Origin of the sequence: Nocardioides sp. AE5 (genome assembly GCF_031844485.1) — a bacterium.
In the GTDB taxonomy this organism is placed as follows: Bacteria; Actinomycetota; Actinomycetes; order Propionibacteriales; family Nocardioidaceae; genus Nocardioides.
Map to the genome: position 1 here is coordinate 133,920 of NZ_JAUZVI010000003.1, position 24,543 is coordinate 158,462.

The 24,543-nt window shown below is 69.0% G+C and carries 23 protein-coding genes and 1 riboswitch; of the genes, 21 read left to right on the top strand and 2 right to left on the bottom strand.

The annotated features are described in order from the left end of the window. Positions 1–17 precede the first annotated feature (17 nt). The 17 genes from icmF (at position 18) to Q9R27_RS06510 (ending at position 17,681) form a co-directional block, all read left to right on the top strand. Complete coding sequence (gene icmF, locus Q9R27_RS06430) at positions 18–3,245, top strand: fused isobutyryl-CoA mutase/GTPase IcmF (protein ID WP_311251520.1); 3,228 nt, start codon at positions 18–20, stop codon at positions 3,243–3,245. A gap of 83 nt (positions 3,246–3,328) precedes the next feature. Continuing rightward, a complete protein-coding gene (locus Q9R27_RS06435) occupies positions 3,329–3,805 on the top strand; it encodes a hypothetical protein (protein WP_311251521.1) in 477 nt (158 codons plus the stop codon). Then, positions 3,775–4,176, top strand: a complete 402-nt coding sequence (locus Q9R27_RS06440; RefSeq protein WP_311251522.1) for a hypothetical protein — start codon at positions 3,775–3,777, stop codon at positions 4,174–4,176. The genes Q9R27_RS06435 and Q9R27_RS06440 overlap by 31 nt, the downstream gene beginning before the upstream one ends. A gap of 123 nt (positions 4,177–4,299) precedes the next feature. After that, on the top strand, positions 4,300–5,661 hold the full coding sequence (locus Q9R27_RS06445) for a hemolysin family protein (protein WP_311251523.1): 1,362 nt from the start codon (positions 4,300–4,302) through the stop codon (positions 5,659–5,661). Next, the gene (locus Q9R27_RS06450; protein WP_311251524.1) at positions 5,654–6,718 is read left to right on the top strand and encodes a hemolysin family protein; all 1,065 of its coding nucleotides are present in this window, start codon (positions 5,654–5,656) and stop codon (positions 6,716–6,718) included. The genes Q9R27_RS06445 and Q9R27_RS06450 overlap by 8 nt, the downstream gene beginning before the upstream one ends. Before the next feature lie 40 nt (positions 6,719–6,758). After that, positions 6,759–7,391 carry a CDP-alcohol phosphatidyltransferase family protein gene (locus Q9R27_RS06455; protein WP_311251525.1) on the top strand — a complete coding sequence of 211 codons (633 nt, stop codon included), beginning with the start codon at positions 6,759–6,761 and terminating at the stop codon, positions 7,389–7,391. Then, a complete protein-coding gene (locus tag Q9R27_RS06460; protein WP_311251526.1) occupies positions 7,384–8,238 on the top strand; it encodes a DUF881 domain-containing protein in 855 nt (284 codons plus the stop codon). Before Q9R27_RS06455 ends, Q9R27_RS06460 begins: the two co-directional genes overlap by 8 nt. Next, positions 8,235–8,567, top strand: coding sequence for a small basic family protein (locus Q9R27_RS06465; RefSeq protein ID WP_311251527.1), 333 nt, complete (start codon positions 8,235–8,237; stop codon positions 8,565–8,567). The genes Q9R27_RS06460 and Q9R27_RS06465 overlap by 4 nt, the downstream gene beginning before the upstream one ends. Then, positions 8,560–9,354 (top strand): DUF881 domain-containing protein, encoded by a 795-nt coding sequence (locus Q9R27_RS06470; protein ID WP_311251528.1) that lies wholly within the window; start codon positions 8,560–8,562, stop codon positions 9,352–9,354. Before Q9R27_RS06465 ends, Q9R27_RS06470 begins: the two co-directional genes overlap by 8 nt. 43 nt (positions 9,355–9,397) lie before the next feature. Further along, a complete protein-coding gene (gcvH, locus tag Q9R27_RS06475; protein WP_311251529.1) occupies positions 9,398–9,778 on the top strand; it encodes a glycine cleavage system protein GcvH in 381 nt (126 codons plus the stop codon). Positions 9,779–9,858: 80 nt separating this feature from the next. Next, the gene (locus tag Q9R27_RS06480) at positions 9,859–10,377 is read left to right on the top strand and encodes an FHA domain-containing protein (RefSeq protein WP_311251530.1); all 519 of its coding nucleotides are present in this window, start codon (positions 9,859–9,861) and stop codon (positions 10,375–10,377) included. Between the two features lie 2 nt (positions 10,378–10,379). Beyond that, positions 10,380–11,105 carry a MerR family transcriptional regulator gene (locus tag Q9R27_RS06485; protein WP_311251531.1) on the top strand — a complete coding sequence of 242 codons (726 nt, stop codon included), beginning with the start codon at positions 10,380–10,382 and terminating at the stop codon, positions 11,103–11,105. A 24-nt stretch (positions 11,106–11,129) separates the two neighbouring features. Beyond that, entirely contained in the window at positions 11,130–11,606 is a 477-nt protein-coding gene (locus Q9R27_RS06490) for a bifunctional nuclease family protein (RefSeq protein ID WP_311251532.1), read from the top strand. Between the two features lie 231 nt (positions 11,607–11,837). Further along, complete coding sequence (locus Q9R27_RS06495; protein ID WP_311251743.1) at positions 11,838–12,380, top strand: MerR family transcriptional regulator; 543 nt, start codon at positions 11,838–11,840, stop codon at positions 12,378–12,380. Between the two features lie 82 nt (positions 12,381–12,462). Continuing rightward, positions 12,463–12,566, top strand: a riboswitch (glycine riboswitch). Between the two features lie 80 nt (positions 12,567–12,646). Further along, complete coding sequence (gene gcvP / locus Q9R27_RS06500) at positions 12,647–15,523, top strand: aminomethyl-transferring glycine dehydrogenase (protein WP_311251533.1); 2,877 nt, start codon at positions 12,647–12,649, stop codon at positions 15,521–15,523. Positions 15,524–15,735: 212 nt separating this feature from the next. Further along, positions 15,736–16,302: a hypothetical protein gene (locus tag Q9R27_RS06505; RefSeq protein ID WP_311251534.1), complete on the top strand. Its 567-nt coding sequence runs from the start codon at positions 15,736–15,738 to the stop codon at positions 16,300–16,302. 38 nt (positions 16,303–16,340) lie between these two features. Then, the gene (locus Q9R27_RS06510) at positions 16,341–17,681 is read left to right on the top strand and encodes a serine hydrolase domain-containing protein (RefSeq protein WP_311251535.1); all 1,341 of its coding nucleotides are present in this window, start codon (positions 16,341–16,343) and stop codon (positions 17,679–17,681) included. Positions 17,682–17,757: 76 nt separating this feature from the next. Here the strand turns inward: Q9R27_RS06510 and Q9R27_RS06515 are convergent, their stop codons facing one another. Next, entirely contained in the window at positions 17,758–18,645 is an 888-nt protein-coding gene (locus Q9R27_RS06515) for a MaoC/PaaZ C-terminal domain-containing protein (protein ID WP_311251536.1), read from the bottom strand. Continuing rightward, positions 18,645–20,381, bottom strand: coding sequence for a 3-oxosteroid 1-dehydrogenase (gene kstD, locus Q9R27_RS06520; RefSeq protein WP_311251537.1), 1,737 nt, complete (start codon positions 20,379–20,381; stop codon positions 18,645–18,647). The genes Q9R27_RS06515 and kstD overlap by 1 nt, the downstream gene beginning before the upstream one ends. A 75-nt stretch (positions 20,382–20,456) precedes the next feature. On the opposite strand from kstD, the gene Q9R27_RS06525 reads away from it, so the two are divergent. The 4 genes from Q9R27_RS06525 (at position 20,457) to hsaA (ending at position 24,542) form a co-directional block, all read left to right on the top strand. After that, entirely contained in the window at positions 20,457–21,245 is a 789-nt protein-coding gene (locus Q9R27_RS06525; RefSeq protein ID WP_311251538.1) for a 2-keto-4-pentenoate hydratase, read from the top strand. Between the two features lie 27 nt (positions 21,246–21,272). Continuing rightward, on the top strand, positions 21,273–22,169 hold the full coding sequence (locus tag Q9R27_RS06530; protein WP_311251539.1) for an acetaldehyde dehydrogenase (acetylating): 897 nt from the start codon (positions 21,273–21,275) through the stop codon (positions 22,167–22,169). Between the two features lies 1 nt (position 22,170). Further along, the gene (gene dmpG / locus Q9R27_RS06535) at positions 22,171–23,259 is read left to right on the top strand and encodes a 4-hydroxy-2-oxovalerate aldolase (RefSeq protein ID WP_311251540.1); all 1,089 of its coding nucleotides are present in this window, start codon (positions 22,171–22,173) and stop codon (positions 23,257–23,259) included. Between the two features lie 116 nt (positions 23,260–23,375). Further along, on the top strand, positions 23,376–24,542 hold the full coding sequence (hsaA, locus tag Q9R27_RS06540; RefSeq protein WP_311251541.1) for a 3-hydroxy-9,10-secoandrosta-1,3,5(10)-triene-9,17-dione monooxygenase oxygenase subunit: 1,167 nt from the start codon (positions 23,376–23,378) through the stop codon (positions 24,540–24,542). Position 24,543 lies beyond the last annotated feature (1 nt).

Genomic DNA, 24,543 nt, shown 5'->3' on the forward strand with positions numbered 1-24,543 from the left:
CTGCCCTGGGAGCATCCGTGTCGAACAAGACCGAACTGCACGTGCCGGCCAACCCGGTCCGCTTCGTCACCGCCTCGAGCCTCTTCGACGGCCATGACGCCTCGATCAACATCATGCGCCGGATCCTGCAGTCCCAGGGCGCCGAAGTGATCCACCTGGGCCACAACCGCTCGGTCTCCGAAGTCGTCGAAGCAGCGATCGAGGAGGACGTCCAGGGCGTCGCCGTCTCCTCCTACCAGGGCGGCCACGTCGAATACTTCGAATACCTCGTCGAGTCGCTGCGCGAGCGCGGCGCCGGGCACATCAAGGTGTACGGCGGCGGGGGCGGCGTCATCGTGCCCGAGGAGATCGCCCGGCTCGCCAAGAGCGGCGTGAAGATCTTCTCGCCCGAGGACGGCCAGACCATGGGCCTGGTCGGGATGATCAACTCGATGATCCGCGAGTGCGACGTCGACCTGTGGCAGCAGGGCGCCGTGGCCGCCGATGCGGTCATCGCCGGCGACCGCGCCGCGATCGCCCGGGCGATCACCGGAGCCGAACTCGGTGAACTGCCCGAGGAGACACTCGTCCGGCTCCGCGAGGCGGCTGACGGCCATGTCGCCCCGATCCTGGGCATCACCGGCACCGGCGGTTCCGGCAAGTCCAGTCTCACCGACGAACTGGTCCGCCGCTTCCGGGTCGACCAGCAGGACAAGCTCCGCGTCGCGGTGATCGCGGTCGACCCGACCCGGCGCCGCGGTGGCGGTGCGCTGCTCGGTGACCGGATCCGGATGAACTCCCTCTCCGGCGACACCACCCTCTTCCGCTCCCTGGCCACCCGCGGCTCGCACGAGCTGCCCGACGGGCTCACCGACGTGCTCACCGTGGTCAAGGCCGCCGGCTTCGACCTGGTCATCCTGGAGACGCCCGGCATCGGCCAGGGCGACGCCGGCGTGCTCCCGTACGTCGACACGTCGATGTACGTGATGACGCCCGAGTTCGGCGCGGCCTCGCAGCTGGAGAAGATCGACATGCTCGACTTCGCCGACACGGTGGCGATCAACAAGTTCGAGCGCCGCGGGGCGATGGACGCCCTGCGCGACGTGGGCCGCCAGCTGGTCCGCAACCGCGAGGCGTTCGGCAAGAAGCCCGAGGACATGCCGGTCTTCGGCACCTCGGCGGCGACGTTCAACGACGACGGCGTCACCGCCCTCTACCAGCACCTGCTGGCCAACCTGGCCGAGCACGGATTGCCGGTCGCCGAGGGCGTCCTGCCGCGCGTCGACGTACGCCACTCCTCCGGGATCGCCCAGGTGGTGCCGACCAGTCGGGTGCGCTACCTCTCCGAGATCACCGACACGGTGCGGGCCTACCACGCCGAGACCGAGAACCTCGCCGCTGCCGCCCGCAAGGCGCAGCAGGTCGAGGTCGTCGCCGGCGAGCTCACCGACAACACCGAGGTGGCGGAGCTGCTGGAGCGGACCCGCAAGCAGGTGCCGCACGAGATCGCCGACCAGATCCAGGCCTGGCCCGCCGTCGTCGAGTCCTACTCCGGCGAGGAGCAGGTGATCAAGGTCCGCGACAAGGAACTGCACACCAAGCTCACCCGCGAGTCCCTCAGTGGCAACAAGATCCGCCGGGTCGCGCTGCCGCGCTTCACCGACCACGGTGAACTGGTCCGGTTCTGGCGCAACGAGAACCTGCCCGGCTTCTTCCCCTTCACCGCCGGGGTCTTCCCGTTCAAGCGTGACGGCGAGGACCCGGCCCGGATGTTCGCCGGCGAGGGCGACCCGGCCCGCACCAACCGCCGGTTCAAGATCCTCAGCGAGGACGGCGAGGCCACCCGCCTGTCCACCGCGTTCGACTCGGTCACCCTCTATGGCCGCGACCCCGACCCCCGCCCCGACGTCTACGGCAAGGTCGGCACCTCCGGCGTCTCGGTGGCCACCCTCGATGACATGAAGGTGCTCTACGACGGGTTCGACCTGGTCGCGCCGAGCACCAGCGTGAGCATGACCATCAACGGTCCTGCGCCGACGGTGCTCGCCTTCTTCCTCAACACGGTGATCGACCAGCAGGTCGACAAGTTCCGCGCCGAGCACGAGCGCGAGCCGAACGAGGAGGAGCGCGCCACGCTCGCGGCGTACGCGCTGGCGAACGTCCGCGGCACCGTGCAGGCGGACATCCTCAAGGAGGACCAGGGCCAGAACACCTGCCTGTTCTCCACCGAGTTCTCGCTGCGGATGATGGCCGACATCCAGGAGTGGTTCATCCAGAACCAGGTCCGCAACTTCTACTCGGTCTCCATCTCCGGCTATCACATCGCCGAGGCCGGGGCGAACCCGATCAGCCAGCTCGCCTTCACCCTGGCCAACGGCTTCACCTATGTGGAGGCCTATCTGGCCCGCGGCATGGACATCGATGACTTCGCGCCCAACCTGTCCTTCTTCTTCTCCAACGGGATGGACCCGGAGTACTCGGTGATCGGCCGGGTCGCGCGGCGGATCTGGGCCGTGGCGATGAAGGAGAAGTACGGCGCAGGGGAGCGCTCGCAGAAGCTGAAGTACCACGTGCAGACCTCGGGCCGTTCGCTGCACGCGCAGGAGATGGACTTCAACGACATCCGCACCACCCTGCAGGCGCTCATCGCGATCTATGACAACGCGAACTCGCTGCACACCAACGCCTACGACGAGGCCGTCACCACCCCCACCGAGGAGTCGGTGCGCCGGGCGCTGGCCATCCAGTTGATCATCAACCGTGAGTGGGGCCTGGCGATGAACGAGAACCCGCTGCAGGGCTCCTTCATCATCGACGAGCTCACCGACCTGGTGGAGGCCGCCGTGCTGGACGAGTTCGACCGGATCAACGAGCGCGGCGGCGTGCTCGGCGCGATGGAGACCGGCTACCAGCGTGGCCGGATCCAGGACGAGTCGATGCTCTATGAGCACCGCAAGCACGACGGCTCGCTGCCGATCATCGGGGTGAACACCTTCCGCCGGCCGGCCTCCGAGGACGCCGAGGAGCATACCGTCGAACTGGCCCGCGCCACCGAGGCGGAGAAGAAGTCCCAGCTCGACCGGGTGCGCACCTTCCAGGAGACCCACCGCACCGAGGCCGAGCAGGCGATCGCCCGGCTCAAGGAGGCGGCGGTCAGCGGCGAGAACGTCTTCGCGGTGCTGATGGACGCGGCCCGGGTCTGCTCGCTGCAGCAGGTGACCGAGGCGTTCTTCGAGGTCGGTGGGCAATACCGCCGCAACGTCTGAGCCCCGCAGGGCGAGGACAGATCCAGCACGTCTGAGCCCGAGGTACGCCGGGGAGTGGGCTGGTCCGGGGTAAATTGCGGCAAGTGAGCACTTTCCCTCCCCAGCCCCATCCCAGCCAGCAACCGGCAGCGCCGCGGCGCAACCTCCTGCCCTGGATCGTCGGTGGCGCCGTCCTGGTGTTGCTGCTCATCGTGGGCACCCTGGTCTGGGCACTCTCGGACTCGAAGCCGGACAGCGTCCAGGAGGTTGCCGACCGCGCCCAGGAAGCGGCCGAGGACCTCGACATCGACAAGGGGATCGAGCTCCTCTGCGAAGCGCCCAGTGAGAAGGACCGGGCGGACCTGGACGAGCTCCTCGGCCAGGCACGCGAGAAGGCCGGCACCGACGACCCGGAGGTGACCTACGAGATCTCGAAGGTCACCGGCGAGGAGGAGGGCTCCTTCCACGTCGAGGTCACCAGCGATGACGGCGAACTGGAAGGGCACCGGATGTTCTTCAAGGTCCTGGTCGAGTCGAAGGACGGCCACTCGTGCATCGCGGGCGTGGCGGAAGCCGACTGATCCCGTTCCGGATCAGCGCAGCACCCGTGCTGCTCACCGCTGTTGCGGCGCCCGTGCTGCTGGCCCGGAGCGGCCTCTCGCCGCGCTGGGTGATGACCACCCTGGTCAACCTCGGGGAAATGTGGCTGGCGCTGTGGGTGGTGTGGTTCCTGCTCGCCCCGGTGCTGCTGCTGGCCGCAGCGCTCGGCATCCGCCGTACGCCGTGGCCGTGGGTGGCCCTGGTCTCCCTCCACCTGGTCTCGTTGCTGGTGGCAACGATGCGGCTGGGGCATTGGGCTCCCGGCTGGGCCTGGACGACACTGGCCGTGGCCACCGTTGCCGGGGTGGCGTCGGTCGTCCTGGCCGTGGACGAAGCCAGCGGCACTGGGTGATCCATGGCTGGTTCGCTACGCTGTTGCCGGCATTGCACCCCACCCGAAGGCAGTTGACGCACCGCCCATGGAGTCTCAAAGTCCGTTGCCCCTTGATCCCGCGCACCACGGGGGAGGGCACCGATGATCGAATGGATCCTGCTCGCCGCGGCCTTGCTGCTGATGCTGGCCTGTGGCGTCTTCGTTGCCGCCGAGTTCTCGCTGGTCACGGTCGACCGCTCGGTGGTGGAGAAGGCCGTCGCCGACGGTGAACCCGGCGCGATGGCGGTGCAGAAGGCACTGAAGTCGCTCTCCACACAACTCTCCGGTGCGCAGGTCGGGATCACGGTGACCAACCTGGCGATCGGGTTCCTGGCCGAACCCGCGATCGCCGCGCTGATCCGCGATCCGCTGGAGGCGCTCGGCGTACCGGGCGGGGCAGTGCGCCCGACCGCGCTGACCATCGCCCTGGTGCTGAGCACCGCCCTCACCATGATCTTCGGTGAGCTGGTCCCGAAGAACCTGGCCATTGCCCGGCCCCTGGCCACGGCGAAGGCGACGGCGCTGCCCCAGCGCACCTTCACCGCGTCGATCGCGATCCCGATCCGGGTCCTGAACGGCTCGGCGAACTGGCTGATCCGCCGGATGGGGATCGAGCCGCAGGAGGAGCTCCGCTCGGCGCGGACCACCACGGAGCTCGCGTCGCTGATCGCGCGTTCGGCCGACCGGGGCGTGCTCGACGCCGACACGGCCGAACTGATGGAGCGCTCGGTGGAGTTCGGCACCCGGACCGCTGGCGAGATCATGACGCCCCGGGTGCGCACCTCGAGCCTGGAGGCCACCGAACGCGCGGCCGCAGTGATCGACCTGGCCCGCCAGACCGGCCACTCGCGGTTCCCGGTGCTCGACGATGCGGACAACGTGGTCGGCACGGTCCACGTCAAGCACGCAGTGGCGCTGCCGCTGCACGAGCGGGCCACCACCCGGATCAAGCACATCATGGTCAAGCCGATCGTGGTCCCGGACTCGCTGCGCCTGGACCCGCTGCTGGCACTGCTGCGCCGCGACGGGTTCCAGATGGCCGTCGTGCTGGACGAGTACGGCGGCCAGGCGGGCATCGTGACCCTGGAGGACGTGGTCGAGGAGATCGTCGGCGACATCGCCGACGAGCACGACCGGCTCGGCTCCCGGGCCCGCCAACGCCGGGATGGTGCCTGGTCGCTGTCGGGGCTGCTCCGCCCCGACGAGGTCGAGGACGTCACCGGGATCGACCTGCCGGTGAGCGACGACTACGACACGATCGCCGGACTCGTGCTGCGCGAACTGGGCCGGATCCCGGTCGCAGGCGACGAGGTCGAGGTGCCGCTGCCCGTCGTGCTCGACGAGGAGGACGAGCCGCTGCCCCGGGTGACGGCCGTGCTCAAGGTCGAACACATGGACGGTCGTCGCGTCGACCGGATCAGGCTCTGGACCCGCACCGAGGGAGAGGGGGAGTCCGATGGCTGACTGGGTCGCGGTGCTGGTCGCCGTACTGCTGCTGGCCTTCAACGCCTTCTTCGTCGGCGCCGAGTTTGCACTGATCTCCGCCCGCCGGACACAGATCGAGCCGAAGGCCCAGGCCGGCAGCTCGATGGCGCGGACCACGTTGCGCGCCATGGAGAACGTGTCCCTGGTGATGGCAGGAGCCCAGCTCGGTATCACCATCTGCTCCCTGGGCCTCGGCGCGGTGGGCGAGCCTGCCGTTGCGCACCTGATCGAGCCCGGCCTGGAGAAGCTGGGCGTGCCCGGTGACCTGCTCCATCCGATCGCCTTCGTGATCGCGATGATGATCGTGGTCTACCTGCACGTGGTGCTCGGCGAGATGGTGCCGAAGAACATCGCCATCGCTGGCCCGGAGCGCTCCGCGATCGTCCTGGGCCCGCCGATGATGGCGATCGTCACCGTGCTGCGCCCGGTGATCGTGGCACTCAACGCCATCGCCAACGTCACCTTGCGCCTGATGCGGGTCGAACCGAAGGCGGAGGTCACCTCCACCTTCACCCGCGAGGAGGTCGCGGCCCTGGTCGAGGAGTCGCGTGGCGAGGGCCTGCTCCACGAGGACGAGTACGACCGCCTGGCCGGCGCCCTCGGCTTCACCGAGCGGACCCTTGAGTCGGTGATGATCGACCTGGACACCCTGGCGACGCTGCCCCGCGGATGCACCGTGGCCGACGTCGAGGACATCTGCGCGCAGACCGGCTATTCGCGCTTCCCGGTCCGCAACGGGGACGACCTGATCGGCTATCTGCACATCAAGGACGTCCTCGAGTCCGACCCCGAACGGCGCCAGCGCAAGGTCGACGACAAGTGGATCCACCCGTTCGCCTCGGTCCGTCCCACCGACGTGCTCCACGACGCACTGGAGACCCTGCAACACAAGGGCGCCCACATGGCCCGCGTGGTCGACGTCGACGGGCGGACGTTGGGGCTGGCCACGCTGGAGGACGTCCTGGAGGAGCTCGTCGGCGAGATCCGGGACGCAGCCCACCTCGAGGACGCTGGCGAGGCAGCCAACACGGACTAGGGGCGTGCCCTAGGGTTGTCCCGGCAACCCCGAGCGAGAGATGGACATAGGCCCCGTGCAGGACGAGCAGCAGCGCACCAGCAAGGTCTGGACGGTGCCGAACGTCCTGAGCATGCTGCGCCTGGCCGGGGTGCCGCTCTTCCTGTGGCTGGTGCTCGGTCCGGAGGCCGACGCCTGGGCGCTCGCGCTGCTGATGGTCTCCGGTGTCACCGACTGGGCCGACGGCTACCTGGCGCGGCGCCTGGACCAGTACTCCAAGCTCGGCGAGATCCTGGACCCGGTCGCGGACCGCCTCTACATCCTGGCCGTGGTGGTGGGCCTGGCCCTGCGCGACGTCATCCCGTGGTGGGTCGCGCTGCTTCTGCCGCTGCGCGACCTGCTGTTGTGGGGCCTGGTCCCGTTCCTGCGCACGCGGGGCTACAGCGCCCTGCCGGTCCACTTCCTCGGCAAGGCCGCCACCTTCAACCTGCTCTATGCCTTCCCGCTGCTGCTGCTCGGTGACGGCGAGGGCCGGATCGCCAGCCTGGCCGAGGTGTTCGGTTGGGCGTTCGCCTTCTGGGGGATCGGCCTCTACTGGTGGGCCGGGATCCTCTACGCATGGCAGGTGCGGACCCTGCTGCGCGAGACCGAACGCGGTGCCCCCGCCGGCGTACGGGAGGCCCCCGGTGGCTGAGCAGCGGAAGCTTCCCGAGCACGTGGTGATGCCACTGCTCACCCGGATCACCGTGCAGAGCATGGACGGTGACTATCAGCACGTCGCCGACCGCAAGGCCGCCACGGGGGAGGAGACCAGCCGCCCCCATTCATTGCGCAACGCGGCGATCGTGGTCGCGATCTTCGGCCTGATGCTGATGGTCGCCCTGGTGCAGACCGAGCGCAACGCCGAGGACAACGAGGCCGGGCGGCAGCGGCTGATCAGTTCGATCAACCAGCAGCGCGCCACGCTGGCGACCAGCCAGGAGCGGGTCAGCGAACTGCGCGCCGCGCAACGCGAACTGGATGCCGAGGTCGAGGCCACCCGCGACGCCGAGCGCGCGGTGAACAGTGCCATCGCCGACAAGCGGATCCTCAGCGGCTACACCACGGTGCAGGGCGACGGCGTACGGATCACGGTCAACGACTCCCCGGACGGCAGCGCCGACGGGCGGGTGCGCGACGAGGACCTGGCCCTCCTGGTGGACGGACTGTGGGCGGCAGGTGCCGAGGCGATCTCGATCAACGGCCACCGGCTCACCGTGCTGACCGGGATCCGCAATGTCGGTGTCGCGGTGCACATCAAGGCCCAGCCGCTGAAGCCGCCGTACGTCGTTCTGGCCATCGGTGACCCCAACACCCTGCAGTCGCTCTTCGTCGAATCCGCCTCGGGGATGCAGTTCAATGCGCTGGCCAATGGCTATGGATTCGACTACCAGATGCAGAACGCGCAGGGGTTGGTGATCGGTGCGGCGCGGGGTCCCCGGCTACGATCCGCAGAAGTCAACACGAAGCGGCCGCCGGGCTGGCTGGAAGGAACACCGTGATTGCTGCACTGGGACTCCTGGTCGGAGTGGTCCTCGGGCTGATCCTGCAGCCCGACGTGCCGGTCTGGCTCGAGCCCTATCTCCCGATTGCCGTGGTGGCCGCCCTGGACGCGGTCTTCGGTGCGCTGCGTGCCTTCCTCGACGGGATCTTCGACGACAAGGTCTTCGTGGTCTCCTTCATCAGCAACGTGGTGATCGCCGCCGGCATCGTCTTCCTCGGCGACAAGCTCGGCGTGGGCGGCCAACTGGCCACCGGCGTGATCGTCGTCCTGGGCATCCGGATCTTCTCCAACGTCGCGGCCATCCGGAGGCACCTGTTCCATGCCTGAGCAGACAGAGCCGAGCACCGGACCGGAGACGCCCGCCGCCGAAGGCAAGGCCGGCGCGGTCCCGAGCAGCGACCTGGGCCGGGCCCGCTTCCGCCGCGCGCTGACCGGACGCCCGTCGCGGGGACAGTTGCTGGTCGCGGTGATGCTCGCTGCGGTCGGGTTCGCCGCGACCACCCAGGTGCAGTCCAACGAGCGCGACGACGACTACACCGGCCTGCGCCAGGCGGACCTGATCCGCGTCTTCGACGGCCTCTCGGGCAGCTCCCAGCGCGCTGACGCCGAGATCCAGCGACTCACCGGGCTGCGCGAGGAGTTGCGCAACGAGTCCTCGAGCCGCCAGGCGGCGCTGGAGCAGGCGCGCAACGACGCCCAGGTCTTCGGCATCCTGGCCGGCACCCTGCCGGTGAAGGGCCCCGGCGTACGGATCACCATCACCGACCCGCTCGGGCAGGTCTCCGCGCGGACCCTGCTGGACGCGATCCAGGAGTTGCGGGCCGCCGGCGCCGAGTCGATAGAGTTCAATGACCGGATCCGGCTGGTGGCCCAGAGCCACGTGAACGAGACCGACCTGGGCATCGAGATCGACGGCGAGCTGCTGGAGGCGCCGTACGTGCTGGACGTGATCGGCGAGCCCCGCACCCTGGCCGGTTCGCTGGACTTCCCGGGGGGCCCGACCGAGAGCGTCGATGACGAGGGCGGCACGGTCACCTTCGAGGAGATGACCGAGGTGATCATCGAGACCGTCGTGGACGAGCCGGACGCACGGTTCGCACAACCCCGCTCCTAGCAGTAGCCTTCCCCACGCAACCGGAACTCCGAGAGGAAACGCCTTGTATCCCGAAGACCTCAAGTACAGCGCCGAGCACGAGTGGGTCCGCCAGGGCGCCGACGGCACGGTCCGGATCGGCGTCACCCACTTCGCCCAGGACTCGCTCGGCGACATCGTCTATGTCGCGCTCCCCGAGGTCGGCGACACGATCGAGGCCAACAGCGCGGTGGGGGAGCTGGAGTCGGTCAAGTCGGTCAACGACGTCTACACCCCGGTCTCCGGCGAGGTGGTGGCCATCAACGGCGCCGTCGACGAGACGCCCGGGCTGGTCAACTCCGAGCCGTACGACGGTGGCTGGCTCTTCGAGGTCAAGCTCAGCGACCCGGCCCAGCTCGAGGCGCTGATGGATGCCGATTCCTATCAGGAGACCTTGGACGGCTGATAGGTTGGGAACCATCAACCTCGACCCCACGTTGTGGGTTGATGAGAACGACGTACCCCCACGAATTCCTGGAGCCATCGATGCCGTTCTGCACCAGTTGCGGACAGAAGAACCCGGACGACGCGCGGTTCTGTGCCCAGTGCGGAAACAAGCTCGTGACCACCGACGCTGCGCCCGAGTCCGCCACCGAGTCGACCGCGACGATCACCTTCTCGACGCCCGAGCGCGGTGAGACCGGGGACCGCAAGCTCAACCTGGCCGAGTCGGCTGCCGTCGACGCCCTGCCGGCGGGCAGCGCGCTCCTGGTGGTGCAGCGCGGCCCGAGTGCCGGATCGCGCTTCCTCCTCGACCAGTCGCTGGTCAGCGCCGGGCGCCACCCGGAGAGCGAGATCTTCCTCGACGACGTGACGGTCTCGCGGCGCCACGCCGAGTTCACCCGGGTCGGTGGCGGCTTCACCGTCTCGGACGCGGGCAGCCTCAACGGCACCTATGTGAACCGGGACCGGATCGACGAGGTCACCCTGCAGGACGGCGACGAGGTCCAGATCGGGAAGTATCGCCTGGTCTACTTCGCCGGGCATGCGAGCGAGAACGCCTGATCGTGGCGACACCCGCTGCTTCCTCCCGGAGCCGGATGAACATCGGGCAGGTGCTGGCCGAGCTGGCGCCTGACTTCCCGGGGATCTCGCACTCCAAGATCCGCTATTACGAGGACAAGGGCCTGATCGAGCCGGAGCGTACGCCGGCCGGTTATCGCAAGTTCTCCCGGCGCGACGTGGAGCGACTGCGCTACGTGCTGCGGATGCAGCGCGACCACTACCTGCCATTGAAGGTGATCGGGGAGCACCTCGACGCGATGGACCGGGGGCTGGAGCCGCCCGCCATCGAGGAGGTGGGACCCCGGGTGCCGACGGTCGCGCTGGCCGGCGACGGATTGCCGTCGGTGGAGTCGTTCCGGAGCACCTCCGACCTGCGGGTCTCGCGCAAGGAACTGCTCAAGGTCGTCGGCATCGAGGACGACTTCCTGGCCCAGCTGGAGAGCTTCGGCCTGCTCCGGGCCAGCCGCACGGGCCACTTCGACGCCGATGACCTGGTCGTGGCGCGCGCGGCCGCGGAACTGGCCGGCTTCGGCCTCGAGCCGCGCCACCTGCGTGCCTTCCGCACGGCTGCGGATCGTGAGGTCGGGCTGGTCGAGCAGGTGGTGGCGCCGGTGCGCGGTGGTCGTGATGCCAGTGCCCGGGCGCGTGCCGAGGACGCGGTCGCCGAGATCGCGGCGCTGTCGGTGAAGCTGCACGCCACCTTGGTGAAGAAGGGCCTGCGGTCCTGATCCACCGCCGAGTAGGGTGGTGGCATGCGTGAAGTCGATGTCGTCGGGGTCCGGGTGGAGATGCCCTCGAACCAGCCGATCGTGCTGCTGAGGGAGTCCGACGGCGAGCGTTATCTGCCGATCTGGATCGGCGCCGTGGAGGCCACCGCGATCGCGTTCGCGCAGCAGGGCGTGGTGCCACCGAGGCCGTTGACCCACGACCTGATGAAGAACATCCTGGACGAGACCGGCAACGTGCTGGACGAGGTCCGGATCACCGACATGCGCGACGGGGTCTTCTATGCCCTGCTCTGCTTCGAGTCGGGCATCGAGGTCAGCGCCCGTCCCTCGGACTCGATCGCCCTGGCGCTGCGCACCGGCACCCGGATCGTGTGCGACGAGGGGGTCCTGGAGGAGGCCGGCCTGGCGGTGCCGGACGAGCAGGAGGACGAGGTCGAACGGTTCCGCGAATTCCTCGACCATGTCACCCCGGAGGACTTCGAGAGCGGCCCTGAAGCCTGAACCTCAAGTTGAGGTTGAGGGTTTCGACACGCCGCGTGGCGCGTTGACCATCCGGGCGCGGGGCCTTACCTTGAAGTGTCTCCGTTGTAACTCCACCGCTGTGGTCCGCTACCCGGCCCGCAGTGCCTTCCCCCTCGGGAGTTACGCTCAACGGAGTAACTGACCGGAGGGTCGAACGTGGGATTCAACGAGAAGGACGCGGTGGACCACGCCGCGCAGGAAGCCGCAGGCATGGCAGACGAGCAGGGACTGCTCTTCACCGACGACGTCTCGCCGCTGCCCAGTGACCTCGGCTACCGCGGCCCGACGGCCTGCAACGCCGCTGGCATCACCTACCGCCAGCTCGACTACTGGGCCCGGACCGGCCTGGTCGAGCCGACCGTCCGGGGAGCGAAGGGGAGCGGCTCGCAGCGGCTCTACTCGTTCCGCGACATCCTGGTCCTCAAGATCATCAAGCGACTGCTCGACGCGGGTGTCTCGCTGCAGCAGATCCGCACGGCCGTCCAGCACCTGCGCCAGCGCGGCACCGAAGACCTGACCCGGGTCACCCTGATGAGTGACGGGGCGACGGTCTATGAGTGCACCAGCAACGACGAGGTGATCGACCTGCTCCAAGGCGGGCAGGGCGTCTTCGGCATCGCGATCGGCGGCGTCTGGCGGGAGATCGAGGGCTCCCTGGCCGAGCTGCCCAGCGAGCGCGCCGAGGAGGAGCCCGCGCAGGCCCACGCCTCCGACGAGCTCGCTGCCCGTCGCGCGGCACGCAAGATCGGCTGAGACCCACACGACTCGACGACGGCCCACCATCGACCGATGGTGGGCCGTCGTGCTGTTCGCGGTGATAGATTGACGCCGCTGACAATCCCGCACGGGAGAGTCTCCTCCCGGCCCCGGCCGAGGGGGAGCGCCGAAGGGGCAACCCCTCCCCGGAACCTCTCAGGCGCCAAGGACCGTGCGGAGCTGGCAACTCTGGAGACCTTGGGGTCGACAGAGGGGGAGGCGCGAAGTACCGACCCCTTCCGCCCGTCCCCTGGAGCCACCCTGTGTCCGATCACCCGTCGTTGACCGACCTCGACGCCGCGCTGCCCTTCACCGAGCGCCACATCGGCCCCGACGCCGATGCCATCGCCACGATGCTGGAGCACCTGGGCCAGCCAAGCCTGGACGCGCTGATGGACGCCGCCGTCCCCGGCGGGATCCGTGCCGACGCCGCACTGGACCTGCCCCCCGCAGCCACCGAGGCCGCGGTCGCCGCCGAGTTGCGCGCCCTGGCCGGGGCCAACACCCCCGGGGAGTCCCTGATCGGACTGGGCTACCACGGCACCCTGACCCCGCCGGTGATCCGGCGCAACGTGCTCGAGGACCCGAGCTGGTACACCGCCTACACCCCCTACCAGCCCGAGATTTCCCAGGGCCGCCTCGAGGCACTGATCAACTTCCAGACCATGGTGGCGGACCTGACCGGCCTGCCGGTCGCCAACTCGTCGCTGCTCGACGAGGGCACCGCGGTGGCCGAGGCGATGACCCTGGTCCGTCGCGGCAACCGCAAGGCCAGTGGCCCGTTCGTGGTCGACGCCGATGCGCTGCCGCAGACCATCGACGTGGTCCGCACCCGCGCCGCGGCGATGGGCATCGAGGTCGTCGTCGCCGACCTCGCCGACGGACTGCCCGACGGCGAACTCTGTGGCGTCGTCGTGCAGTATCCCGGCGCCTCGGGCCGGATCCTGGACCCGCGCCCGGTCATCGAGGCCGCCCACGAGCGGAACGCCCTGGCCGTGGTCGCCGCCGACCTGCTCGCCCTGACCGTGCTGGAGGCGCCCGGGGGACTGGGCGCTGACGTCGTCGTTGGCTCCTCGCAACGCTTCGGCGTACCGCTCTTCCACGGCGGCCCGCATGCCGGGTTCATGGCAGTCAGCGCCGGTCTGGAGCGCCAGTTGCCCGGGCGCCTGGTCGGGGTCTCGGTCGACGCCGAGGGGCGCCCGGCGTACCGGCTGGCCCTGCAGACCCGCGAGCAGCACATCCGCCGTGACAAGGCGACCTCCAACATCTGCACCGCCCAGGTGCTGCTGGCCGTGGTCGCCGGGATGTACGCCGTCTACCACGGCCCAGAGGGCCTGCGCTCGATCGCGCAGCGCACCCACCGGTACGCCGCCGTGGCTGCACGTGCCCTGGCCAATGCCGGCCTGGGTCTGGTCGCCGAGGAGTTCTTCGACACCGTGGGCGTGGTCGTGCCCGGCCGCGCCGACGAGGTGGTCGAGCGGGCCCGCGACCTCGGGCTCCACCTGCGCCGCGTCGACGCCGACACCGTCGGGTTCTCGACCTCGGAGACCACCACGCGGGCCACCCTGACCGCGCTGCTGGAAGCCTTCGGGATCGCGAAGGACTCCGTGGACATCGCCGAGGTCGACCGGACCACCGGCGACGCGCTGCCCGAAGCGCTGCGCCGCTCCACGGCGTACCTGGGGCACGAGGTCTTCAACACCCATCACAGCGAGACCGCGATGCTGCGCTACCTGCGCCGGCTCTCCGCGCGCGACTACGCACTGGACCGCGGGATGATCCCGCTCGGCTCGTGCACGATGAAGCTCAACGCCACCACCGAGATGGAGCCGATCAGCCTGCCCGGCTTCGCCGACCTGCACCCGTTCGTGCCGGCCGCCGACGCCGAGGGATACCGGCGCCTGGTGGCCGACCTGGAGGGCTGGCTGGCCGAGGTGACCGGCTATGACCGGGTCTCGATCCAGCCCAACGCCGGCTCCCAGGGTGAACTCGCCGGCCTGCTCGCGATCCGTGGCTATCACCACGCGAACGGCGACACGCACCGCGACGTCTGCCTGATCCCCTCCTCGGCACACGGCACGAACGCCGCCTCCGCGGTGATGGCCGGGATGAAGGTGGTGGTGGTCAAGGCCGCCGAGGACGGCTCGGTCGACCTGGCCGACCTGGCCGCGGCGTGCGAGAAGCATGGGGAGAACCTGGCCGCGATCATGGTCACCTATCCCTCCACCCACGGCGCCTACGAAGAGGGCATCACCGAGTTGTGCCGCCTGGTGCACGAGCACGGGGGACAGGTGTACGTCGACGGCGCCAACTTCAATGCGCTGCTCGGTTATGCCCGGCCCGGCAAGTTCGGCGGCGACGTCTCGCACCTGAACCTGCACAAGACCTTCTGCATCCCACACGGCGGTGGTGGCCCCGGCGTCGGACCGGTGGCGGTCCGCGAGCACCTGGCGCCGTACCTGCCCTCGCATGCGCTCCACCCGGAGCCCGCGAAGCAGGAGGGCATCGGCCCGATCAGCGCCGCGCCGTACGGGTCCGCCGGCATCCTGCCGATCTCCTGGGCCTACATCCGGTTGATGGGTGGCGAAGGCCTGACCCGGGCCACCGCGGTCGCCGTGCTGGCGGCCAACTACATCGCTACGCGGCTCCAGGAGCACTATCCGGTGCTCTACCGAGGCCACAACGGACTGGTTGCCCACGAGTGCATCCTCGACCTGCGTGGGCTGACCAAGGAGACCGGCGTGAGCGTCGATGACGTCGCCAAGCGGCTGATCGACTACGGCTTCCACGCCCCGACGATGTCGTTCCCGGTCGCCGGCACGCTGATGGTGGAGCCGACCGAGTCCGAGGACCTGGCGGAGATCGACCGCTTCATCGAGGCGATGATCGCGATCCGGGGTGAGATCGACCAGGTTGCCGACGGCACCTGGACCCCCGAGGGCTCGCCGCTGCGCGGGGCCCCGCACACCTCGCGTGCCCTGGTCGGTGACTGGGAGCGTGCCTACTCCCGCGAGACCGCGGTCTTCCCGACCGGCGCCGACCCGGACAAGTACTGGCCGCCGGTGGCACGGATCGACCAGGCGTACGGCGACCGCAACCTGGTTTGCTCGTGCCCGCCGCCGGAGGCGTTCGAGGACTGACCTGGGCAGCGAACCCTTGCTGTCCAATCTCGTTGGATAGGGATAACGCAGTATCCCTATCCAACGCGGATGACTGGAAAGGGTTTGCGGCGCGATGGAGACCACGCCTGTTTACTGCATTTCGGCCACCGGCAGCCTGCGTTTCTGGCAGGGTGTGGGCACGGGTTGGTCGGCGGTCACATGACCTCTTCTGATCTCACAAGGGGGCCAAAGTGGAGTACGGGAAGCGGACAATCCTGAGGGACGGCACGATCGAACTCGATGATTTCGAGGTCCTGCTGTGGAAGGTGCCACGGCTTGAGTCGATCGTTCGGGAGATGAAGGCGGTGCTGGGGCTACCTGTGTCGGAGTCGGCGCAGACGCTTCGGGTGGTGCGGCCGTGGAACCGATTCCTGACCTTGATGCTCTTCGTTGCGGTGTGGGCGACGGTTCTTCTGATCCGGCACGCCATGAACATCGGTTCGCCGCTCTGGTGGACGGCGGTGCTCGTCGCGGCGGCCATTGCGGTGGGCCTGTGGCGATGGCTCGGTGGCGGGATCGTCATCGTCCAAGACGGTCGGGTGCGCCAGGAAGGTGGAACGTCAGTGAGTGTGCCGATCGCGGACGTGAGGTGCTTTCGCGCACGACGTGCTGAAGGTTTGCTCACCGCAGCGCGCCTTGTGGCGGAGACCAAGGGCGGTGAGGTCGTGTTCGACAGGATGATCGCGGCCCCGTGGCAGGTGCAAGAACTGGAGGAGGCGGCGCGCCAGTTGAATGCTCGACTCGGCCAGGGCACCTGAAGGCAACCTGCTCCAGTCCAGCGTTGTACGGTCACCGAGTGAGCCTGCCTGTCGAACCCGTTGCCCCGCTGACCGCACGCCGCCTGCTGGCCATCCTGGCCCGCACCCAGACCGAGGGCAGGATCCCGTCAGTGGCCGCCGGCATCATCCGCGACGGCGCCCTGGTGTGGAGTTCCGGGTACGGCGACGTACCCGGCGATCACCTGGACGTGCAGTACAAGATCGGCTCGATCACCAAGACGATGACCGCGGTCCTGATCCTGCAATTGGTCGCCGAGGGGCGGCTCTCGCTGGAGGACACCGCCGGATCCGTGCTCGGCGACGTCGGCTACGGCGACCGCACCATGCGCTCGCTGCTGGCCCACAACTCCGGGATGCAGGCAGAGCCGAACGGGCCGTGGTGGGAGCGCAGCGAGGGCGGCACGTTCGAGGACCTGGCTGCGGCCAACGACGGCTCGGACGCGGTGCTGCCCGTCGGGGAACAGTTCCACTACACCAACCTCGCCTACGGCCTGCTCGGCGAGATCGTGGCCCGGCTCCGCGGCGGCACCTGGTGGGAGAACGTCCAGTCGAAGATCCTGCACCCACTGGGCATGGAGCGGACCAGCTATCAGGCCGTCGCCCCACACGCGCAAGGGTTCAGCATCCACCCCTGGACCGGCGAGGCCATCGCCGAGCCACACCCCGACACCGGGGCGATGGCACCGGCAGGACAACTGTGGAGCACGGTTGCCGACCTGACCCGCTATGCCCAGTTCCTGCTCGACGGGCATGACGAGGTGCTGGACAAGGCGCACCTCGAGGCGGCGTACATCCCGCAGAGCGGCACCCTGGCCGGCGGCCTGAGCACCGGGCACGCGCTCGGCTTCCAACTGTTCGCAGGCGGATCAGGCACCCTCATCGGCCACACCGGATCGATGCCCGGCTTCGTGGCCACCTGCTTCGTGGACCGGGCGCGGCGTACGGGCGTGGTCGCCTTCGGGAACGCGATGAGCGGGCTGCCCGCCGTCGCGATCGCGGTCGACCTGCTCGTCGAGCTCGAGTCCAGCGAACCGACGCTGCCCGCGCCGTGGCGCCCTTCGGTCGACGTGCCCGCCACGGTGCGCGAAATCGTCGGCACCTGGCACTGGGGACCCACCCCGTTCCAGTTCACCTGGGAGTCCGGCGAACTGGTCGCACGCAAGGCCGGAGTGGTGGCCTACCGCTATCGCCTCGACGGGGACCGGTGGGTCGGCACCGCCGGCTATCAACTGGGGGAGGAGTTGCGGATCGTGCGCAATGACGACGGCACGATCAACCACCTCAACCTGGCCACCTTCATCTTCACCCGCGTTCCCTATGACCCGGCCGCGCCGATCCCGGGTGGGCACCCGGGCTGAGAACGGTTAGTGCACCGGATCCCAGTCACCAGGTGACTGCGATCCGGTGCACTAACCGGAGATGGTCGGCCTGGGCTTATGGGGCCTTGGTGAGCACGCAGTCGGCCAGCACAGGTGATCCGTTGCGCTGCTCGTGCTCACTGGCGATGGTGGCGTCGATCAGGATCCGATCGCCCTCGTCCCAGGCGCGGACCGCGATGGTCTCGCCGGGGAAGACCACGCCGGCGAACCGGGCGGAGAAGCCACCCACCCGCGCGGCGTCGCCGTCGAGGAGCAGGTCGGTGACCTCGCGCAGCACGATGCCGTAGGAGCAGAGCCCGTGCAGGATCGGTGCCGGGAAGCCAGCGCCCTTGGCGAAGGCGGGGTCGGCGTGCAGCGGGTTCCGGTCGCCGCAGAGGCGGTAGAGCATCGCCTGCTGCGGGGTGACGGCGTACGACGTGGTGCCCTCGGGCTCGCGGTCGGGCAACTCGACCTTGGTCGAGGGGCCGCGGTCGCCGCCCCAGCCGCCCTCGTTGCGGACGAAGATGCTCGAGCGGACCGTCCACAGGTGGGTGCCGGCCTCGTCGCGGGCCTCACCTTCCTGGACGATGACGGCGGCCTTGCCCTTGTCCCAGACCTCGGAGATCTTCGTGCTCACCGTCGCCGAGCCCGCGGCCGGGATCGGTTGGTGGACCACGATCTCCTGCGAGCCGTGCAGGACCATCTGAAGGTCGATGTCGCAGCCCGGCAGGTCGAGCGCCGGCGGGTTGGTCTCGTGGAAGGTCGGCGCCACGACACCGAACGACGGCAGCACCTGGAGGTTGTCGTCATCGAGGGTGTAGCGCAGCGCGCCGGCGTCAACGTTGTCGCCCGGGCGTGAGCCTGCCCCGATGCCTAGGTGGTAGAGCAGGACGTCGGACTCGGTCCAACTGAACGAGCGGTCCGGGAGCGCTGCGCCGAGCGCGATGGAGGGATCGATGGGCATCAGGAGGCCTTTCCTTCTGTGGTGTCGACCCCTTGACTACCAGCAACGGAGGCACCGGTGTCGCCAGCGCTCCCACTGGCTGAGTCCGCGATGTGGTTGGCAGCGATCCAGGCGAACGTCACCGCCGGACCGATGGTGGCGCCCGCCCCGGCGTACGTGTTGCCCATCACCGCGGCGCTGACGTTGCCGGCCGCGTAGAGGCCCTCGATCACCGAGCCGTCGGTGCGCAGTGCGCGGGCCAGCGGGTCGGTCACGATGCCGCCCTTGGTGCCGAGGTCACCGGGCACCATCTTCACCGCGTAGAACGGGCCCTGGCTGATCTCGCCCAGCGACGGGTTCGGCTTGACCCGGGGGTCGCCGTAGTAGCGGTCGTACGCCGAGTCGCCGCGGCCGAAGTCGAGGTCCTTGCCGGTGGCGGCATAGCCGTTGAACGTCTCGACGGTCTCGGCCAGGTTGGCGGCCGGGACGCCGATCTTCTCGGCCAGGCCCTCCAGGGTGGAGGCCTTCACGATCACGCCGGACTTGAGCCAGCGACCCGGGAACGGCTGCCGCGGCCCCAGGCCGGCGAAGAGGTAGCGGTTGCGGTAGCGCTGGTCGATGATCATCCAGCTCGGCACGTGCTCGATGCCGGTCGCCTCGGCGGAGTCGTACATCGCGTGCACCGCGTCGACGTACGGCGCAGCCTCGTTGGCATAGCGCTTGCCGTCCTGGTTGACGATGATCGAGCCGGGCAGGTTGCGCTCGGCCAGGCAGAACCACGGACCGCTGGGCAGCGGGATCGACGGACCCCACCAGGCGTCGTCCATCAGGGCGAGTTCGGCGCCGTGCTTCGCGGCTGCCTCGATGCCGGCGCCGGTGTTGCCGGCCGCGCCGGTGGTCCACTCGTTGCCAATCGGGGCGCGCTGGAACTTCTTGCGCATCTCGTCGTTGTGCTCGAACCCGCCACAGGCCAGCACCACGCCACGGCGTGCGGTCAGGGCCTGCTCGGCGCCGTTGCGCTGCACCACGACGCCGGTGACCCGCCCGTCGGTGACCTGCAGGTCGGTCAGGGGCGTGTCGTACCAGAGCGGGATGTCGCGGTCGAGGAGCCCCTTGCGCATCCCGATCATCATCGCCATGCCCATGCCGTACATGCGCTTGCCGCGGGCCATGGTGAGCAGCCGGGTCAGGAAGACCTTGATCATCGTCAACGGCCCACGCAGCGTGCGCATGCCCAGGGAGATGTGGCGGTAGTCCTTCTGGGTGACGACCATCCCGGCCGGGGCCTTGGTGTAGGAGGGGGTGAGCCGCTCCAGCTCGTCGCCGATGACGTGGCCGTCGATCGGCTTCGGCTCCACGCTGCGCCCGCTGGCCTTGCCGCCCGGCGCCTCGGGGTAGTAGTCGGAGTAGTTCGGCACCCAGCGGAAGTCGGCGGCCGAGTGGTCGCGGATGAACTCCAGGGCGGCCGGGCCGTTGTCGACGAAGGCGTCGATCCGCTCGCGCTCCACTGTGTCGCCGATGATCGAGTAGAGGTATTCCTTGACCTCCTCGACGGGCTGGGACTGGCCCGCGGCGCGCAGCGCGTAGTTGTTCGGGATCCAGACGCCGCCGCCGGAGCGGGCGGTGGAGCCGCCGAACCCGCCGGTGGCCTCGATGACCAGGGTGCTCAGGCCCCGCTCGTGCGCGGCCAGTGCTGCAGTGAATCCGGCGCCGCCGGTGCCCACGACGATGACGTCGTACTCGGTCTTCTCGACCACGATTCCTCCGGGGATGTGTCCCGCTCAGCGGGTGGTTGCTTCACTAAAACTGTAACAGGTTCTAGCATGGGGTCCATGTTGTCCGACACCCTCCGCGCCGAGGCCGCCGCAGCGCTTGCCGACGCCGAACGCACCCGCGTCCCGATCGCCCCGCTCCGCGTCACCTGGCCCGGACTCGACGTGGTCGACGCCTACGAGATCCAGCTGATCAACATCCGCCAGCGGCTCGCCGCCGGGGCAGGCGTGCACGGCCACAAGGTCGGACTCTCCTCGGTCGCGATGCAGCAGATGATGGGCGTCGACGAGCCGGACTACGGCCACCTGCTCTCCGACATGGCGCTCAGTTCCGACGTGCCGGTCCGGGTCAGTGACTACTGCACCCCGCGGGTGGAGGTCGAGGTCGGCTTCATCCTCGGCGCCACCCTCCCGGGCGAGGGGTGCACGGAGGACGACGTCATCGCCGCCACCGAGTACGTTGCCCCGGCGATCGAACTGATCGACTCGCGGATCACCGACTGGGACATCAAGATCGGCGACACCATCGCCGACAACGCCTCCAGCGCTGGCTATGTGCTCGGGCCGGAGCGGGTCCGTCCCACTGATCTGGACTTGCGCACCATCGACGCCCGCCTGCTGTGCAATGGTGAACAGGTGGCCGAGGGGCGGTCGGACGCAGTGCTGGGCAACCCGGTCACCGCGGTCGCGTGGCTGGCCAACAAGGTGGCGTCGTTCGGTGTCACCCTGGAGGCAGGGCACGTGATCCTGCCGGGCAGTGTGCACCGGGCCATCGACGTACACCCGGGCGAGGAGTTCGAGGCCGTCTTCGACGGACTCGGCAGCGTTCGCCTCGGTTTTGTTGACTGACAGGCTTCACCGACTGAGAGGAACCAGATGAGCAAGCTCACCGCCGCGATTGTCGGCCCGGGCAACATCGGTACGGACCTGATGTACAAGCTGCTCCGCAGCGAGGTCGTCGAGCCGCGCTGGATGATCGGTGTGGATCCCTCCTCGGCCGGTCTGGACCTGGCCCGCAAGCAGGGTCTGGAGGCCTCCCACGAGGGGGTCGACTGGCTGCTGAAGCAGGACGAGCTGCCCGACATCATCTTCGAGGCGACCAGCGCCTACGTGCACCGCGAGTACGCCCCCCGCTATGCCGAGGCCGGCATCCGGGCCGTGGACCTCACCCCGGCCGCGGTCGGCCCGGCGGTGATCCCGCCGGTGAACGGCGAGGAGCACGTCGGCGCCGACAACGTCAACATGATCACCTGCGGGGGACAGGCAACCATCCCGATGGTTGCCGCCGTCTCGCGTGCCGCGGAGGTGTCGTACGCCGAGATCGTGGCGTCGGTCTCCAGTGCCTCGGCCGGACCGGGCACCCGGGCCAACATCGACGAGTTCACCCGCACCACCAGTGCCGGGGTGGAGACGATCGGTGGCGCGAAGCGCGGCAAGGCGATCATCATCCTCAACCCCGCCGAGCCGCCGATGATCATGCGCGACACGATCTTCTGTGCCGTCGCCCCGGACGCGGACCGCGACGCCATTGCTGCCTCGGTCCACGAGATGGAGCGCGCCGTGCAGGAGTACGTCCCGGGCTATCGCCTGCTCCAGGAGCCGCAGTTCGACGACGCGTCGGCGGCCACCCTGGGCCAGACGAAGGTCAGCATCTTCGTCGAGGTCGAGGGCGCCGGGGACTTCCTCCCGCCGTACGCCGGCAACCTGGACATCATGACCGCCGCGGCAGCGCGCGTCGGTGACAACATCGCCCGCTCGATCCTGGGAGCCTGACATGTCGTTCCTCAACACGCCCGAGACGAACCAGCTCACCCGCCGCTGGAGCGAGACCGATCCCGACTCCGGCCTCGACCTGCGGCTGACCGACACCTGCCTGCGCGACGGGTCGCACCACAAGCGCCACCAGTTCGTGGCGCAGGAGGTGCGCGACATCGTGGCGGCCCTCGACGACGCCGGGATGCCGGTGATCGAGGTGACCCACGGTGACGGGCTGGGCGGGTCGTCGTTCAACTACGGCTTCTCGCGTACGCCGGAGCAGGAGCTGATCAAGCTCGCAGCCGAAACCGCCAAGCGGGCGAAGATCGCCTTCCTGATGCTGCCCGGTGTCGGCACCAAGGACGACATCCGCGCCGCCCAGGACAACGGCGGCCAGATCTGCCGGATCGCCACCCACTGCACCGAGGCAGACACCTCGATCCAGCACTTCGGCCTGGCCCGCGAACTCGGCCTGGAGACGGTCGGCTTCCTGATGATGAGCCACACACAGCCGCCCGAGGTGCTCGCCAGGCAGGCCCGGATCATGGTCGACGCCGGCTGCCAGTGCGTGTACGTCGTGGACTCCGCCGGTGCGCTCATCCTCGAGGGAGTCGGCGACCGGGTCGCGGCCGTGGTGGCCGAGGTGGGGGAGTCGGCTTCTGTGGGATTTCATGGTCACGAGAATCTGGGCCTGGGCGTGGCGAACACGGTGATCGCGGCGCGTGCCGGGGCCACCCAGATCGACGGCTCCGTACGCCGTTTCGGTGCCGGCGCGGGCAACACCCCGCTGGAGGCGTTCATCGGGGTTGCGGACAAGCTCGGTTGGAGGACCGGCGTGGACTTCCTCCAGGTCGTGGATGCGGCCGAGGACGTGATCCGTCCGGCGATGCCCGAGGAGTGCACCCTGAACCGGATGACCCTGATGATGGGGTACGCCGGGGTCTACTCGTCCTTCCTCAAGCACGCCGGCAACGCCGCGGAGCGCTACGGCGTCTCCGGCGCGCAGATCCTGCTCGAGGCCGGTGAGCGGAAGCTGATCGGCGGCCAGGAGGACCAGCTCATCGACATCGCGTTGCAGTTGAAGGCGAAGCAGGACGCGAACTCGTAGGTCTCCGTCGCCGTCGAGCGGCACGAGACCCGCAGAACGAGAACATGTTCTCGCGCAAAACGAGAACGTGTTCTAGTATTGGGTGGCAAGCAACCCAACCAGGCCAGGAGAACCGAATGTCGAAGGAAGTCCTCGACGGAGTGAGGGACCTGCTCCCCACCTTCCGTGAGCGTGCCGATGAGTCCGAGAAGGTGCGCCAGGTTCCCGAGTCGTCGGTCAAGGCGCTCGAGGAGACCGGATTCTTCCGGATGCTCCAGCCCAAGCGCTTCGACGGCCTGGAGAGCGACCCGATCGACTTCTACACCGCCGTGCGCGAGATCGCTTCGGCGGACGGCTCGACGGGCTGGATTTCCTCGGTGCTCGGCGTACACCCGTGGCAGGTCGCCCTCTTCCCCGACGAGGCCCAGCAGGCCGTGTGGGGCGAGGACACCGCGACCCGCCTCTCCTCCTCCTATGCGCCCACCGGCAAGGCGGTGCTGACCGAGGGCGGCTACAAGCTGTCGGGCAAGTGGTCCTTCTCCTCCGGCTCCGCGCACGCCTCCTGGGTGCTGCTCGGCGGCCTGGTCTTCACCGAGGAGGGGCAGGTCGTCGACTTCAAGACCTTCCTGCTCCCGCGCGACAAGTACGAGATCGTCGACGTGTGGAACGTGGTCGGCCTGCGCGGCACCGGCTCGAACGACATCGTGGTCGAGGAGGTGTTCGTGCCGGACGCCTTCACCCTCTCGATGTCGGACACCGGTCGTTGCTTCGGCCCGGGCCAGGAGCAGAACACCTCCGACCTCTACAAGCTGCCCTTCCACTCGCTGTTCACCACCACGATCACCACCCCGATCGTCGGGATGGCCACCGGTGCGTACGCCGAGCACGTCGAGATGCAGCAGAAGCGCGTGCGCGCCTCCTACATCGGCGAGAAGGCGTCCTCGGACCCGTTCGCCGCGGTCCGCATCGCCCGTGCCGGATCCGAGATCGACGCCGCCTGGGCGCTCCTGGTCAACAACATCCGCGAGGAGCAGGCCTGCGTCGCCAGGGGGGAGAAGATCCCGCTGAACCTGCGGCTCAAGGTCCGCCGCGACCAGGTGCTCGGCACCCAGCGCGCCATCGACGCCATCGACGCCCTCTTCGAGGCATCCGGCGGTCGTGCCCTGGCCGAGGGGACCTACCTGCAGCGGGCCTGGCGCGACGCCCACGCCGGACGCGTCCACGCCGCCAACGACCCCGAGCGGGCGCTGAAGATGTTCGGTGAGCTCGAGTTCGGCCACAAGATCGACCCGGGGATGTACTGAG